Genomic DNA, 16,754 nt, shown 5'->3' with positions numbered 1-16,754 from the left:
TACATTCATGAAGATGGTGAGGAATACCTTGTTAATCATTTTATTATTTGTTTCAAGCATTGTGGTAACACATGCTCAAATAAAATTGCCACGTCTTATCAGTGATGGTTTGGTATTGCAACGTGATATGGAATTATCACTTTGGGGATGGGCCAGCCCTGGAGAAAAAATTCAACTGGCTTTTCAAAATAAAAAGTATGCAAGCACAACAGATGCTTCCGGTAAATGGTCTATTCAACTGCCCAAACAAAAAGCTGGTGGCCCTTATGATTTACACTTTAGTGGTACTACATCCATTACAGTAAAAAATGTAGTGTTTGGTGATGTTTGGATTTGCTCTGGTCAATCTAACATGGAATTACCCATGGAGCGCGTTAAAGAAAAATACCGCACTGAGATTGCCCAGTCCGAAAACCAATTTATACGACACTTCCTGGTGCCTGACCGCTATAATTTTAAACAAGAGGAGCAAGATGTCTCCGGTGGTATGTGGGAAGTGGCGAACCCAAAAAACGTTCTTAATTTTTCTGCCGTTGGCTACTTTTTTGCCAAAGATCTATATGCGAGATACAAAGTACCTATTGGCTTAGTTAATTCAGCCCTGGGTGGCTCACCAGTTGAAGCCTGGATGAGTGAAGAGGCCTTAAAGAAATTCCCACACCATTATAAGGAAGCACAACGCTTTAAGAGTGATTCTGTTATTCGCGCTATCGAAGCTAGCGATAACAAACGTGCGCAAGACTGGTATGCCACAGCCAACGCAACAGATAAGGGATTGAAAGCATGGCATAAAACTGATTTAGATGACACTGACTGGCAATCCATTAATGTGCCTGCGTATTGGGCCAGCACTCCAATTGGAAATGTAAATGGGGTGGTTTGGTACCGAAAGAAGATTAATATTCCATCAGCCTTGCTGAGCACAAAACTTAGTTTATGGTTAGGTCGCATTGTAGACGCTGATTCTGTATTTGTTAATAATGTATTTGTAGGTACAACCAGCTATCAATATCCGCCAAGAAGATATGAAGTTCCTGCAGGTATTTTAAAATCGGGAGAAAATACAATAACCGTAAGAGTTATTAATAGTGCAGGACGTGGTGGTTTTGTAGAAGATAAGCCCTACTTTATAGCTTCCACAAGCGATACCCTGTCATTGGAAGGGCCTTGGAAAATTAAGGTAGGTGCCGTAATGCCCTCCCTGCAAGGTCCGACTTTTATTCGCTGGAAACCGGTTGGCTTATACAATGCCATGATAGCGCCACTTTTATCCTTTCCCATCAAAGGTGTGATCTGGTATCAGGGAGAATCTAATACAGGTAACCCTACTGAATATGCCTCTTCATTTCCTGTTATGATTAGCAACTGGCGTGCGAACTGGAAACAAGGTGATTTTCCTTTTCTATTTGTTCAGCTTGCCAATTTTATGCAGGTTAAAACAGAACCGACCGAAAGTGGTTGGGCAGCGCTCCGTCAAAGTCAGTTGAAAACGCTTAACGTACCAGCTACTGGCATGGCCGTTATCATCGACATTGGCGAATGGAATGATATACACCCCCTAAACAAAGAAGATGTAGGCAAGCGTTTAGCATTACAGGCACAACGCTCTGCCTATGGAGATAAAAAGATTGTTGCCTCAGGCCCCTTATATCAATCATCTTCGATAAAAGGCAATCAAATCATTCTTACATTTTCATCAATCGGAAAAGGCTTAACAACGAAGGATGGAAAAGAATTGAAATACTTTGCCATTGCAGGCACTGACAAAAAGTTTGTTTGGGCTAAAGCAAAAATAGAAGGTGATAAAATAGTGGTGTGGAGTGATGCCTTACCTAATCCTGCCTTCGTGCGCTATGCGTGGGCCGATAATCCTGAAGGTGCTAACCTATGCAATAAAGAAGGATTGCCTGCATCACCTTTTACAACTGAGTAGTTTGATATGACTGAACAATGAAAGCGAAAGGAGTAACAAAAAACAGAAGAGAATTTTTGCAACAACTTGGTGCGGCAGCAGCTATTCCCTTGTTGAGTTCATTTCCTTTATCTGCTATGCATCAAAGAAAAAATGTGAATAATCGTAAAAACGGTAAACTCGGTGTTGCTCTGGTGGGGCTGGGATCCTACGCTGAAGGTCAGTTGGCCTCTGCCCTGCTACAGACAGAACATTGTTACCTGGCCGGGATTGTTACGGGCACACCTTCAAAAATTAAACCCTGGCAAGAACGTTACGGCATTGAGGACAAAAACATTTACAACTACAAAAACTTTGATAGCATTGCCAATAACAAAGATATTGACATCATATATGTAGTGTTACCAAATTCGATGCACGCTGAATTTGTAATTCGTGCTGCACAAGCTGGCAAGCATGTTATTTGTGAAAAACCCATGGCCACTACGGTAGAAGATTGTGATCGTATGATCCAGGCTTGTACTAAGGCCAGGGTGCAATTTTCAATAGGTTATCGCTTACATTTCGATCCTTATCATCTTGCTTTGATAAAGCTTGTTGAAGAGAATTCAATAGGCAAGCTGAAAAGCATGTCAGCTGGTTTTGGTTTTAGCATTGCACCCAATGTATGGCGTCTTGACAAGACCTTAGCGGGTGGCGGCCCATTAATGGATCTTGGTATTTATTGTGTGCAGGCCTTCTGCTACCTCAGCGGAAAAGCGCCCCTCGCTGTAACTGCCAAGGAAGGTGTAAAAACGGACCTTAAACGTTTTAAAGAAGTCGAGCAATCAATACGCTGGACATTCGAAATGCCCGATGGAATAATCGCAGAAGGAAATACAAGTTATGAAGACGGGATGAATTTCATTAATGCCAAAACTGAGAAGGGTTCGTTTGGGCTGATGCCTGCTTTCAGCTACAATGGCATTCAGGGTAAAAGTTCTCTGGGCACACTGGATTTTAAACTAACAAACCAACAAGCCCTGCAAATGGATGATTTTGCGTTATGTGTAAAACAAAATAAACCAACGCGAGTGCCTGGTGAAATGGGTAAACGTGATGTAAAATTATTATTGGCTATTTACGAAGCAGCCAAAACAGGAAAGCGTATTGTTTTATAGTCGCTAATGGATAATATCCATGATTCCATAAAAAATAGAAACAGCTAGATTGAATTTTTAAAAAGTGAGTACTACAGAAGGCAAGTGGGAAAAACGCTGGCACCCTTTAAGAGAAGAATGGGTTGTCTATTCAGCTCATCGCAATAGCCGCCCGTGGCAGGGCGCTCCGCCATTAACTACAAAAAAATCGCATGAGCATGATCCCGGATGCTATCTGTGTCCTGGAAATAGTCGTGTAAACGGAAAGCAAAATCCACAATACCAGGACATCTTTATTTTTGAGAATGACTTGCCTGTAGTTGGAATGGAGGCCCCAATCATTCAGGAGTCTGATCATACCGGGCTTTACAAACGTGCCAGTGCCCTGGGTTTGGCTAAAGTGGTATGTTATGATCCGCGTCATGACATGACACTGTCAAGAATGAAACTGGATAATGTAGTGAAGGTATTTGAGTCCTTTCAACAGGAAATGACGGCTTTTGAAAAAAATCCAGCGATTAAATACGTTCATTTTTTTGAGAATAAGGGAGAAGCCGTAGGTGTAAGTAATCCTCACCCCCATTGTCAGGTTTACGCTACCGATTTCACTTTTAAGTTTATTGAGCAACAATTACGTGTTGCTAGAGAATACGAGAAGAAAAATCAACGCAATATTTTTGAAGACATCATTACTACCGAAAGGATGCATGGCGTTCGGATAATTGCTGAAAATGATTTTGCGATCGCTTTCATTCCTTTCTTTGCCAGGTATGCTTACGAAACTATGATTTTTCCAAAGAAAGCGCACTCAAGTTTAATAAGTCTAAGCAAAGAAGAGATCAAAGGCCTGGCTGCTGTTTTTCATGAGACTGTTCGCAGAATGGACATGAATTTCAACATGGACTTTCCGTATGTAATGTCTGTAATGCAAGCACCTGTAGATGGTGGAGATTATTCGGATTTCAGAATGCATTTGTGGCTGCAACCACCTTACCGGCAACCAGGCTTAATTAAGTATCTGGCAGGGCCGGAAATTGGTGGTGGAAATTTTATGGCGGATACTATGCCGGAAGACAAAGCTGCTGAATTAAGAAAATTAGACACGCACAACTATCCCTATGAGCGATGAATCACGCATTGATTAAAGAAATGCTTATTGAGGCTGGCAAAGCCGTAAGGCAGCATGTTATTCAGGCATTGGCTGTCTCGTCTCACCAGGCCTTATCTGCAGTGCATGAAGAAAAGAAAGAAGACACTATCTATGTTATCGATCGCGATGTAGAAGATATTCTTGTAAGAGTTATTGAAAAGCAAAGCAGAGCACTTGGTGGTATTATACTATTAGCAGAAGGTATTGGTGAAGATGAACAAGGCTTGATTCTGCCAGCTGACTACTCGCGTGAAAAGGCTGCGTTGTGCCTGATCATTGATCCTATTGATGGCACACGTGGTTTGATGTATGATAAACGATCCGCTTTCTATCTGGCTGGTGCTGCACCAAATAAAGGTGTGCATACAAGTCTTGCCGATATTGAGGTAGCCGTGATGGTAGAATTACCCATAAGCAAACAATACAAAGCAGATGTGCTCTGGGCCATTAAAGGAAAAGGAAGTTATGTCTATACTGATAATGTATTAACGGGTGAGACACAAGATAAATCGATCAGCCCAACCAATGCCAACAGTATATTGGGCGGCTTTGCACAACTTGCACGCTTCTTTCCTCCTGGGCGTGCCATACTCGCGGGCATAGAAGATGACTTGATTCAACACCTGGCTCCAGCCAATCCTTCCGGTAAAGCCCTGGTCTTTGAAGATCAGTACATTTCCAGTGGTGGTCAGTTGTACGAATTGCTAATGGGACATGATCGTTTCGTTGCAGATGTTCGCGGATTATTATTTCAGCGAATGAAACGTGAAGGTAAAGAAGGTGGTCATGTTTGTCACCCTTACGATGTCTGCGCTCATCTGATTGGTACGGAGGCAGGTATCATCATTACAGATGGCCATGGACAGGCTTTAAATGCACCGCTCGACTTGTACAGTGAGATTAACTGGGTAGGTTATGGTAATGCACGTATTGAACAAGAAGTGAAAACGATTTTTATTGACTTATTGAAAAAATATCAATTGCTATAAGCGATGAAAGAACCATTAATTAAAGCATCAGCACCAGGAAGATTAGATGTAATGGGTGGCATCGCAGATTACTCAGGCTCCCTTGTTTTACAGAAAGCGATTGCGCAACGAACTTTCGTTGAGCTTGTATTACGTGATGATTATCAGTGTTTTATAGAAAGTCAGCTAAGTACAGGAGAAGGCTTGGTCTTTAATGGCGATTACCGGGATTATCTGAATAATGATGAAGTGCACTACGATTATGCACAGAAGAAATTTAAGTCCCTTCAGCAAAATTCCTGGGCAGCTTATATATTGGGTTGTGCCTTGGTATTGCAAAAAGAAAAAGGAATAGACTTCAGAGGTGCCGATATGAAACTGATTTCACAAGTACCTAATGGAAAAGGTGTGGCCTCTTCTGCATCGGCTGAAGTGGCAAGCATGCAGGCGATAGCAGCTGCTTTCAACATTGTTTTCTCATCTACAGAACTTCCTGTATTGGCGCAACGAGTAGAGAACCTTATTGTAGGTGCACCTTGTGGCTTAATGGATCAACTCGCTTCATATTTTGGAAAACCAGGCATGCTGCTTCCTATTATTTGCCAGCCAGATCTGGTAAAAGATAGTATTGAGATACCAAAAGATATTCATTTCGTAGGCATTGATAGTGGCATTAGGCACAGTGTAGCAGGCGCTTCCTATAGCGATGTAAGGTGTGCCGCCTTTATGGGTTATGCCATCATTGCACATGCGCTGGGATTAAATAATCAGGATGTTATCCGTTCAAAAAAGCTAGGAACACTTCCATATAATGGCTATTTATGTAACATTACACTTGATGAGTTTAAACAACGTTTCGAGCACCTACTGCCTGAAAGTATAAAAGGAATTACTTTTCTGGAACAATATGGAGAAACCACCGATAGTGTTACCGATGTAGATCCGGATAAGACCTATCAAGTAAAGGCTTGCACCCTCCATCCAGTTTATGAAAATTATCGTGTTCAACAATTTATGGAATGCATCACTGTTTTGGATAATATTACCAATACTTCAGAAAAATGCGCAATTATTCAACGTATGGGTAAAATTATGCTGGGGACACACGAGAGTTATTCCATGTGTGGCCTGGGGACTGTAAGGACAGATACTATTGTAAAACTTGCGCTGACTAAAAAAGGAATTGCAGGTGGACGCATTACAGGTGGTGGCAATGGTGGAACTGTATGTTTAATGGCCATTGGTGAAGAAGGTATAAATGCTGCACATGAACTTCATCTTGAATTATGCGAACATTATGGGGAAGAACTTTCTCTATTTCTATAAAATCTGTTTTTTAACTCATTCATAAAGACTATGACTATTCCTCAAATAAAAAAACTGATCGTTTTAGTTGGCTTTGCCAGTTTATGGAGCTGTCAGTCAAGACAGGAAACTGACGCATCCATCAAAACGAAATCCTTCGGCATGATTAACGCTAAAGAAATTGTAGCGTACACACTTCAGAATAAATCAGGTATGCAGGTAACTGTGCTGAACTATGGAACAACGATTACCAAAATTCTTGTACCTGATAAGCAGGGTGTTTCAGGAAATGTAGTGTTAGGTTTTGATTCGCTTGCAGGCTATCTCCAAGAGACTAATCCATACATCGGCCCAACGATAGGACGTTTTGCCAACAGAATTGGAAAAGCGACATTTACCTTAAACGACACTGTTTATCAACTTACGGTTAATAACAATGGCAATACCTTGCATGGTGGTGCAGAAGGTTTGCATAAAAAAATCTGGAATGTACATGTGCTATCGGATAGTAGTTTAAAGTTCACCTACCTGAGTCCGGATGGTGAAGAGGGTTTCCCTGGAAACCTGAGTGCCGAAGTGATGATGACTTTGAAGTCAGACAATGCTTTGCAGATTGACTATGCGGCTACCACTGATAAAGCCACACCCGTGAGTCTTACGAATCATGCCTATTTCAATTTAGCTTATGGCGAAAGTGAAACAATCTTAGATCATGAATTGATGATTCATGCTGATCAGATAACACCCGTTGACAGCATGTTAATTCCAACAGGTATTTTAGCCCCCATAGCAAATACAGCTTTCGATTTTAATCAATTTAAAAGCATGGGAAGAGACATAGCTCAGGTAAGCGGTGGATACGATCATAACTTTGTATTAAATAAGCAAGAAGGTAAACTTGCTTTGGCCGCTACCGTGGTTGAAGGTAAAAGTGGGAGAAAACTGGAACTGTTCACTACTGAGCCTGGTTTACAATTTTATTCCGGTAATTTTTTAGATGGTACGTTAAAAGGAACCAACGACATCATGTACAAGAAACATGCAGGTTTCTGCTTGGAGCCGCAACGCTTTCCTGATTCACCAAATCAACCATTATTCCCCAATGCTATATTAAAACCGGGTGAAATCTATAAACAGACCAGTGTGTATAAGTTTTCGATTCAATAATGATTTAGTATCATCCTAATGGCCTTATCTGGAATTGACAGGTTGACCTAACAAATAAAGATTGAATTGCTTAGATATCAAACTCATTAAATTTAAAGTGAAACCCCACGTTTCCACGGAATAAAATCATCCTGACCAAGACGTGTGGCATGTGTCTGCTGTCTTCCACTCGCTACTTCAATCACGTATTCCATTAAGGCATGTGCCTTGCTTTCAATGGTATCTTCTCCGGTAATGATGGTTCCAGCATTTACATCTATTATGTCGTGCATGCGTTCTGCCAGCTGATTATTGCTGGATACTTTTATCACAGGTGTAATCGGATTGCCGGTGGGTGTGCCTAGACCAGTGGTAAACAACATCAAAGTACAGCCTGATCCGGCAAGGGCCGTTGTCGACTCAACATCATTGCCAGGGGTGCACAATAAATTGAGTCCGGGTTTGCTTATCTGTTCTGTATAATCAAGAATATCCGTAACAGGCGATGTCCCGCCCTTTTTCGCGGCTCCTGCAGATTTCATCGCATCTGTGATTAAACCATCTTTAATATTACCTGGAGACGGATTCATATCAAAACCAGAGCCCACTTCTTTGGCTCGCTTGTGATACACATTCATCAGGGAAACAAAGCGTTCGGCTAGTTCTATGCTTGTACAGCGGTCAACAATGTTTTGTTCCACACCATTCAACTCTGGAAATTCTGCCAATACAGGTGAACCACCCAGAGCAGTCAGCATATCTGAAAAGTAACCCAGCAAGGGATTGGCAGATATACCTGAGAAACCATCTGATCCGCCACATTCTAATCCAACCAATAGCTTACTTAAGGGAGCGGGTTTTCGATGACAGATATTCGCTTGCATCAATCCCGCAAATGTTCGCTTGATGGCATCTTCCACAAAATGCTTTTCCGATTTACTTTCCTGCTGCCCAAGTATATAAAGCGGTTTATCAAAATTCGGGTTAACTTTTTTAATAGCTTCTTCAAAAATTTTCACTTGTGCATTCTGGCAACCTAAACTTAAAATGGTTGCTCCTGCCACATTAGCATTGTGTACATAGCCCGCTAATAAATTACACAGGGCTTCACTATCCTGTCTAGTACCCCCACACCCACCGTTGTGTGTCAGGAATTTCACACCATCCACATTCGGGAAAAGCTTGTTATGTGGCTGTTGTTTTTCAACCACCTGAATATCGGTTTCTATAATGCTTTGTACATCAGCACCCGATTGATATTGCTTAATCAGCTTATGTACATCCCATGCCGTAGATTTTTTACCATAACCTAATTCAGATTCCAATGCCTCCTTTACTGCTTCTATATTTCTATTCTCACAAAACACAAGAGGTATTACAAGCCAATAATTGGCTACACCTACTTTCCCATCACTTCTGTGGTAACCATCAAAGGTTCTGTTTGCAAAAGAAGAAACGTTTGGGGCTTTCCATGTGAAGTCAGTGGGGCGTACAATCACTTCAGATGCAGCATGCTTTACGTTAAAAGTGGTAATGACTTCTCCTTTCTTAATAGGTTGATACGCTTTCCCAATCAGCACACCATACATATAAAGCGGATCACCCACCTCAAAATTGTTTGCTGCAAATTTATGCTTGGCTTGTACAGTCTGTTGGACAATAATCTCTTCATTCATCCAGACAATGCGCTCCCCTGCCGGAATATTGTCCAGTGCTACAATCAGATTATCTTCCGGATGTACTTTTAACACTTTGCTCATAACGCCTCTACCTGAAATTAATCTACTTTAATGGCAATGCTCTTTGGAGTTAGTAAATGCATTAGCACTAAGGCTAATACATAGGCAAAACCACATAATAAAAATAATATGTTATACCCTGCGGTGAGGTTACCCAATAACTTGTAATGATCCAGTAAATAACCTACCACTATTGGAAATAGAAGTCCACCAACAGAACCTGCCATCCCGCCTATACCCACCACACTACTCACAGCATGCTTGGGAAAAATATCGCTCACGGTAGTAAATATATTAGCACTCCATGCCTGGTGCGCAGCTGCTGCTAAACTGATCAAACCAACGGCTACCCATACATTCGTGGTGTATTGTGCAAACACTATAGGAATGACGCATAAAGCAAAAATCAACATCGACACACGTCTTGCCTTAAATACAGGCCAGCCTCTGCGAATTAACCAGCTTGATAAATACCCACCACCAATACTACCAATAGTGGTAGCGGTATAAACAATTGCCAGATGAAGACTTGGTTTTTTAAAATCTATCTGGAAGGCCGCAGTGAAATATGAGGGCAACCAGAAAAGAAAAAACCACCAGATAGGGTCAGTTAACAACTTGCCTACAATGAAAGCCCATGTTTGTTTAAAGGACAACAATTTCATCCATGGAATCTTCTTACTGTTATCTTGTTGCTCTTCTACATCGCTATGTATATAATCATATTCCACTTTTCCCAATCGCTTTTGTCGGGCTGGAATTTCATAATAAATCCACCAAAAGATTAGCCAAACAAAACCGATTGCTCCTGTTAGAATGAAAGCTTCTTCCCAACCATAAGCACCCAATATCCAGGGTACCACAATTGGTGCTGTAACGGCACCTATATTGGCACCACTATTAAAAATACCTGTTGCTAATGCCCTTTCTTTTTTAGGGAACCATTCAGCCACTGCTTTTATCGCAGCAGGAAAATTTCCTGATTCACCTAACCCCAGCACTGCTCTTACTACACCAAAGCCAAAAGTAGTTTTTGCCATGGCATGTGCCATCGCTGCAATACTCCACACCACGATGGAAATGGCATATCCCAACTTAGTGCCGATCTTATCAATAATTCTTCCAAAGCCAAGGAGGCCTATGGCATAAGCTGCAGAAAAGGCCATAACAATTCTGCTATAATCTGTTTCAGACCAACCTAAGTCTTGCTCCAGCACTGGCTTTAATAAACCAATCACCTGCCTGTCTATGTAATTGATGGTGGTTGCAAAAAACAACAAGGCACAAATGCGCCAACGATAATTCTCAATAGTCTTGGGATTGATTCCTTGTGTCATGCTACAGGGTTTAGAAGAATATTATTACGTTTTGAATTTGTGCGTAGTTAATTTGAAATTTGAAATTTGAAATTTGAAACTTGAAACTTGAAATTCTTAATTCTTAATCTGATTGATCATAGACAAGGTATCCTTTACACGCTTTTCCATGCCTGACCAGTCCTTTTTGTTTATTAACTCTTTTGTGAATAATTGAGACCCCATACCCACCGCTACCACACCGGCATCAAACCAGGCAGTAAGGTTATTTATATTGGGTTCAACACCACCCGTAGGCATGAGTTTTACTTCTGGTAGAATTGCACGCACCGCAGATACAAAAGCTGGTCCCAATACATTCCCTGGGAAAACTTTGATCAAACGCGCACCCAACTCTTTAGCTTTTACTACTTCTGTAACGGTGCCACAACCTGGAATCCAGGGTGTATAAGCATTGGCCTGAATGGTACACATACTTGGAATCATGGCCGGAGAAACTACAAACCTGGCACCTGAAGATAAGAAAGTCTTGGATTCTTCTGTGCTCAGTATGGTACCAATGCCTAATAGTAAATCAGGATTTTGTGCAGCATAGTTTTGTAATACTTCGAAATTCTTTTGTGCTGCTGCACCCCGATTGGTAAACTCAAATACCTTTACACCAGCCTGATGACAAGCTTTTAAAACAGATAAGCACGTATCTGCATCGTCATGATAAAATACAGGAACAATAGCAGATTGTTCAATAGCCTGTACAGTTGTTTCTATTAATTGACTTGTCATCTTTAGCGAAGTAGTTTACCCACGTTTATTCCTTGTACTAATTGATTAATCTCTTCCTGTGTTGCAATCAGCGCATCACCCGGAATGGTATGTTTGAAGGCAGCAGCGGCAGTTGCAAACTCTATGGTCTCCTGCAGGGAGCTGCTATATAAAAGTTTATGAATAAGTCCTGCCATAAATGCATCCCCTGAACCAATACGATCCACGATGTCGTGGAGGTTATAGACTTGTGAAGTATACAACGTATGATTCGCATACAGTATTCCAAACAAACTGTTTTCAGAAGCATCGATGGTGTCTCGAACCGTATTGGCAAACATCTTGGCAGCAGGAAATTGTTTTGTAACCTGTTTACAAACGGATACAAACGGATCTTCATCTCCATGAGGAACAATGCCTAAACAATTTTCAAAATCGGTTTTGCCGCCAATCACTACATCGCAATAGCTGATTAACTCAGGCATAATTTCCTGCGGACTTTTACCATATTGCCAGAGTACTCTGCGGTAATTGATATCGCCTGAAATTTTTATGTTAAGTTTTCTGGCAGCCTTAACTGCCGCCAGGCAAGCCTTTGCTGCACTGGCTGAAATGGCAGGCGTTATACCAGACCAATGAAACCAATCCGCTCCTTTTAAAATTTCATCCCAATTGATATTGCTCGCATCAAGCCTTGCAAAAGCAGAATCGTAACGGTCATAGATCACCTTGGATGCGCGCACCGAAGCACCGTTCTCTAACAAATAAATACCAATGCGCCCCGATTGTAGCTGTATATTTTCCACACCCACACCAAATTTCCGAAGTGCATGTATGGCCGCATAACCTAAGTCATTGTCGGGTAAAACTGTTACATGTGAAGTCGCATTAAACCACTGCGATAATGCAACGCTTACATTGGCTTCTGAACCACCATAAACAACATCAAACACAGATGCTTGCTGAAGACGTTCGTGATGCTGCCCTGAAAGGCGAAGTAAAACTTCTCCAAAAGTTATAATTTTCTTACTCATCAGAAGTTAAAGTAACGTTTTGCATTTGTATATCCTATGCCTTTTACAAGACCGTGAAGCAAATTCATATCTTGTGGTAACTCTCCCCGCACTACATCATTGCCAATGAGGTTACATACAATGCGTCTAAAGTACTCGTGACGTGGAAAAGAAAGGAAACTGCGTGAATCGGTAACCATACCAACGAAGTGGGCAAGCAATCCCATATTCGACAAGGCATTGAGTTGCTTTTCCATACCATCTTTCTGATCTAAAAACCACCAGCCACTACCCCATTGTATTTTACCAGCACTAGATCCATCATTGAAATTGCCTATCATGGTTGCGAACAACTCATTGTCTGCAGGATTCAAATTATAAATAATGGTTTTGGCTAATTGGTTATTGCTATCTAATTCATTAAAGAAAGCAGCCATTGCTTTGGCCTGCGGAAAATCGCCAATGGAATCGAAACCTGTGTCAGCACCCAATTGTCTCATCATGCGAGAACTATTGTTGCGCAAGGCGCCCAGATGAAATTGCTGCACCCATTGTTGACGGTGATACAGTTTACTCAAATGTAACAAAATGAATCCGCGCAAAGCATTTGCCTCAACTTCCACAATCTGTTTACCATTTCTTATTTGCTTGAATAAGCTATTGGCACTTGCTTCTGTCAAGCCAATGGATGGCATCATTTCCAAACCATGATCGGAAACACGGCAGCCATGTGCTTCGAAGAAAAGTATTTTTTTCTCCAGTACATCGAGTAAATCCTGTAGCGTTTCAATTTGCTGATTCGCTGCCTTCCCTAATACAGTCAGGTAATTATTATAAGCAACTACATCGTGAAAAGCATATGATTTGTCGGGACGAAAAGTCGGATACATACGGAAACCCACCTCTTGTTTTGAAAAGGCGGCATGGAATTCCAATGAATCTGCAGGATCATCGGTTGTACAGACTACCTCAACTTTCATTCTTTTCAACAAACCCTGCACACGGTAATCTTCTTGCTTCAGTAAAGCATTGCATTGCTCATAAACAGAAGCTGCCGTTTTTTCGCTGAGCAATTCTTTTATACCAAAGTAGTTTTTCAACTCCAAGTGTGTCCAGTGGTAAAGAGGGTTGCGTAAAGTAAACGGAACTGTCTTTGCCCACTGCAAAAACTTCTCATCGGGTGGCTCATTACCTGTACAAAATTTTTCAGGAACAGCATTGGTACGCATGGCACGCCATTTATAATGGTCACCCTCTAACCAAACTTCTGTAATGGTACTGAACTGTCGGTTCTCTGCAATATCCTTTGGCGATAAGTGATTGTGATAATCGAGAATAGGAAGTGATGAGGCCGTTTGATGATACAACGCTTCCGCTACCGGAGAATGAAGTAAAAAATCATCACCTAAAAATTGTTTACTAGTCACTGTCATGTGTCTAAATAGTTAAGCGAAAGCAATTGCACACATCACTTATATCCATTGTCTTGTGTTGCATAAAAACCTTCGGTTTTATGTTGCTTTTTCATCGCTGCCTAAATATACAGGAATTTTGTGCAATCGATTGCCTAAATATGACAAAAGAAATCGTTACACACCCCTCTGTGTGAATATAAATTACTGATTTACAGATTATTAGTGTTAAAAATAATTGAAATCTGATGATCCAAAAACGAAGAAAACAGCCTTTACTCACCAAATTTAAACGCACTTAGAATGCAGTATAAAGGATTATACCTCCTGTCTGTTTAACTCACGCAAACTCTCCACTATTCCATGTTGGTCAATGGCATAAAGATATTTTCCTGTTTGCGCTGCCAGGTTGGGAACAAGCGATAAGTCACTCCCCCACCACTCCGTGTGCGCAAGTAGTGTTGTGCACAAATCCTTAATACCTTCAGGGTTATAGGAGGCGTTTTTCCACACTTCTTTCACCACTTCAATGATCTTCGGATCATCATTAAGCGGTATCTCTTTGCCTGACTTAAGTCCTCTATAGAAAAAGAATAAAGCAGCAAAGGCATAGGCTAGCCTGGGAGGTACATAACCATTACCGGAAGTGTATGCCAGCAACGTAGGCAATAAGCGCACTTTGAATTTACCAAAACTATTCAATGTAATACTCAACAAAGCATGTTCTATGGCCGGATTCATAAAGCGAGCGAATACTTCTTCAGCGTAAGCCTCAAGATCGCTCCTGTCTCCCGCCAATACAGGTATTATTTCCTTATACACGAGTTTACGAATGTATTCACTCACCTCTTTGTGTTCCATGGCCTCACGCACAGTTGGAATGCCAGCCAGAAAACCAACGCAAGCCATGGCAGAATGGGCACCATTTAAAATCTTTACCTTCCTATTTCTGTACAGTTCAAGGTCTTTAGTGAAGATGACGTTAATACCAGCCTTATCCCAGGGTAATGCTTCCTTTACCCAATCCGGTGCTTCGATCACCAGTAAATGGAACCATTCGGCTGTTACCATTAACTCATCCTTATAATTTAATTCTTTCCAGATTGCTTCGTGTTCAGTTTTAGGCGCACCGGGTACGATGCGATCCACCAGTGTATTACAAAAAATTATCTCAGCATTTATCCATTCAAAAAACATGGTTGGTAAGCCCCAATGTTTCGCATAAGTTTCAACACATCGTTTTAGCACCTCCCCGTTTTTTTCAATTAATTCACAAGGCAATACCACAATACGGCCAGTCAGTTTAGACTTAAAGCGATGGTATAAGAGTTGTGTAAGCTTACCTGGAAAGGTGGTGGCTAAAGTATCAACATCCTTGTCTTTGTCACTGAAAACAATACCCGACTCCGTTGTATTGGATACAATGAATTGAAGATCAGTGTTGATAGCCTCCTGTAAAAATGCACTGAAGTTGTCCTGTGGTTGCACAATTCGTTGCACACAATCAATGCGATAATGCTGTTGCAGGTATTTGCCTTTGTGCAATCCTTTTACCAACACCGTATACAAACCCTGTTGCTCTTCCAGCTTTTTATCTCTTGAAACAGATTGAACAATGCTGACTCCGGCATTAAAATCAATTTTATCATTAGCTTCCTGCACCATCCAATCAATAAATGCACGCAGAAAGTTGCCGCTCCCGAATTGCAGCACTTTTACAGGATAGCGCTTACGTTCAAGGGTTGATATAGCAGGGAGTACTTGATTTATATTTTTTGACATTGTCTTATTTGCTTGCGTTTGTAGCTGCAATTAGACAATAATTAAAAGGATTGACAAAACTTTTTGAATAGACGTTGTAATTTTTTAGTCTAACGAACGTACGCTTAATGTATTTGTTATCAATCTTTGGTTGCTATAATTAATAGTTTTACTTACTCAGCGAAACAAAAATCTTCTCTCCCTTTTCCAGATCTGGTATACTGGTGTAAAGTGTGAGTAAATCTTTCTTCACGACTACACTTACTTCGAAGTAAGCACCGCAAAAAATTACACGCTCAATATATGCTTCAACTGCATTGGCTGCCTGTCTTCTGCTTATCTTAAATGATCCTGGTCGTATTACCTCACCTTCCTTTAGTTTTTGCCTTCCAAGCTGTTTGACTAAAGCTTTGGGTACAACATTGTATTGACCCATTAAGGCGGCCACATATTCATCTGTTGGCTCGTAGTAAATATGTTGTGTTGATCCTGACTGAACAATTTTCCCCTTGCGCATGATCATTACGTGTTCTGCCCAAGGTAAAATATCCAATGGATCGTGCGATACAAGTATGCAGGCTATGCCTGTTGTTTGAAGCACTTTATCGACTACCTGCCGCAAGCTATTCTTGTGGATAATATCCAGATTTGAATACGGTTCGTCTAATAATAACAGTTCCGGATTGCTTAACAGTTGTCTGGCTAAGGCAATGCGCTGCCTTTCACCACCAGAAAGCTCATCTGTTTTGCGATCAAGCAAATGCTGTATTTCACAAAGTTTAAAAAGTCTGCTGGCTTCTTTCTCGCTTTGAAGATTAGCGTAGGCCAGTACTTGCTCCACACGCAAAAATTTGGGCAACTCGAATAGTTGGGACAGGTAAGCAATTTTAGGATGTCCTGGAACAAGGGTTTCCAGTGGCCCCTTGATCACTTCGTTATTAAAAATAACTTCTCCGCTATCGGCTTGTTCGAGTCCGGCAATTACTTTTAGCAACGTACTCTTACCTGAGCCCGTTTCACCTGCCACCACCATGCGTTTGTAAGCCTTTTGTTCAAACGAAATATTGCGAAGGATATGGTGCTGTCCTGATTGTTTAGAAATTTTTGAAAGCCTGAGTCCGCTCATAGACC

Annotated in this window: 13 protein-coding genes; 6 read left to right on the top strand and 7 right to left on the bottom strand. The window is 41.2% G+C overall.

Annotated elements, in window-relative coordinates:
• The first annotated feature begins 7 nt into the window (after window positions 1-7).
• The 6 genes from ACO1XM_RS03595 (at window position 8) to ACO1XM_RS03570 (ending at window position 7,641) form a co-directional block, all read left to right on the top strand.
• A complete protein-coding gene (locus ACO1XM_RS03595) occupies window positions 8-1,933 on the top strand; it encodes a sialate O-acetylesterase (protein WP_486225902.1) in 1,926 nt (641 codons plus the stop codon).
• 17 nt (window positions 1,934-1,950) lie between these two features.
• Window positions 1,951-3,072, top strand: coding sequence for a Gfo/Idh/MocA family protein (locus ACO1XM_RS03590; protein ID WP_486225900.1), 1,122 nt, complete (start codon window positions 1,951-1,953; stop codon window positions 3,070-3,072).
• A 64-nt stretch (window positions 3,073-3,136) separates the two neighbouring features.
• The gene (gene galT / locus ACO1XM_RS03585; protein ID WP_486225898.1) at window positions 3,137-4,180 is read left to right on the top strand and encodes a galactose-1-phosphate uridylyltransferase; all 1,044 of its coding nucleotides are present in this window, start codon (window positions 3,137-3,139) and stop codon (window positions 4,178-4,180) included.
• Complete coding sequence (locus ACO1XM_RS03580) at window positions 4,177-5,190, top strand: inositol monophosphatase family protein (protein ID WP_486225896.1); 1,014 nt, start codon at window positions 4,177-4,179, stop codon at window positions 5,188-5,190. The genes galT and ACO1XM_RS03580 overlap by 4 nt, the downstream gene beginning before the upstream one ends.
• A gap of 3 nt (window positions 5,191-5,193) precedes the next feature.
• Window positions 5,194-6,495 carry a GHMP family kinase ATP-binding protein gene (locus ACO1XM_RS03575; protein WP_486225894.1) on the top strand — a complete coding sequence of 434 codons (1,302 nt, stop codon included), beginning with the start codon at window positions 5,194-5,196 and terminating at the stop codon, window positions 6,493-6,495.
• Window positions 6,496-6,525: 30 nt separating this feature from the next.
• Complete coding sequence (locus tag ACO1XM_RS03570) at window positions 6,526-7,641, top strand: aldose epimerase family protein (RefSeq protein WP_486225892.1); 1,116 nt, start codon at window positions 6,526-6,528, stop codon at window positions 7,639-7,641.
• Between the two features lie 92 nt (window positions 7,642-7,733).
• On the opposite strand, the gene ACO1XM_RS03565 is transcribed toward ACO1XM_RS03570, so the two are convergent.
• The 7 genes from ACO1XM_RS03565 to ACO1XM_RS03535 all read right to left on the bottom strand — a co-directional run bounded on the left by ACO1XM_RS03565 (window position 7,734) and on the right by ACO1XM_RS03535 (window position 16,749).
• Window positions 7,734-9,380 (bottom strand): UxaA family hydrolase, encoded by a 1,647-nt coding sequence (locus tag ACO1XM_RS03565; protein WP_486225890.1) that lies wholly within the window; start codon window positions 9,378-9,380, stop codon window positions 7,734-7,736.
• 17 nt (window positions 9,381-9,397) lie between these two features.
• Window positions 9,398-10,696 (bottom strand): MFS transporter, encoded by a 1,299-nt coding sequence (locus ACO1XM_RS03560; RefSeq protein WP_486225888.1) that lies wholly within the window; start codon window positions 10,694-10,696, stop codon window positions 9,398-9,400.
• 96 nt (window positions 10,697-10,792) lie between these two features.
• Window positions 10,793-11,458 carry a bifunctional 4-hydroxy-2-oxoglutarate aldolase/2-dehydro-3-deoxy-phosphogluconate aldolase gene (eda, locus tag ACO1XM_RS03555; protein WP_486225886.1) on the bottom strand — a complete coding sequence of 222 codons (666 nt, stop codon included), beginning with the start codon at window positions 11,456-11,458 and terminating at the stop codon, window positions 10,793-10,795.
• Window positions 11,459-11,460: 2 nt separating this feature from the next.
• On the bottom strand, window positions 11,461-12,471 hold the full coding sequence (locus ACO1XM_RS03550; protein ID WP_486225884.1) for a PfkB family carbohydrate kinase: 1,011 nt from the start codon (window positions 12,469-12,471) through the stop codon (window positions 11,461-11,463).
• Window positions 12,471-13,883 carry a glucuronate isomerase gene (gene uxaC / locus ACO1XM_RS03545; RefSeq protein WP_486225882.1) on the bottom strand — a complete coding sequence of 471 codons (1,413 nt, stop codon included), beginning with the start codon at window positions 13,881-13,883 and terminating at the stop codon, window positions 12,471-12,473. Before uxaC ends, ACO1XM_RS03550 begins: the two co-directional genes overlap by 1 nt.
• A gap of 297 nt (window positions 13,884-14,180) precedes the next feature.
• Entirely contained in the window at window positions 14,181-15,644 is a 1,464-nt protein-coding gene (locus ACO1XM_RS03540; RefSeq protein ID WP_486225880.1) for a tagaturonate reductase, read from the bottom strand.
• Window positions 15,645-15,792: 148 nt separating this feature from the next.
• The gene (locus tag ACO1XM_RS03535; RefSeq protein ID WP_486225878.1) at window positions 15,793-16,749 is read right to left on the bottom strand and encodes an ABC transporter ATP-binding protein; all 957 of its coding nucleotides are present in this window, start codon (window positions 16,747-16,749) and stop codon (window positions 15,793-15,795) included.
• Between the last annotated feature and the right edge of the window lie 5 nt (window positions 16,750-16,754).

This window comes from Chryseotalea sp., from assembly GCF_057350905.1.
This window is presented reverse-complemented; position numbering and strand designations above follow the sequence as displayed.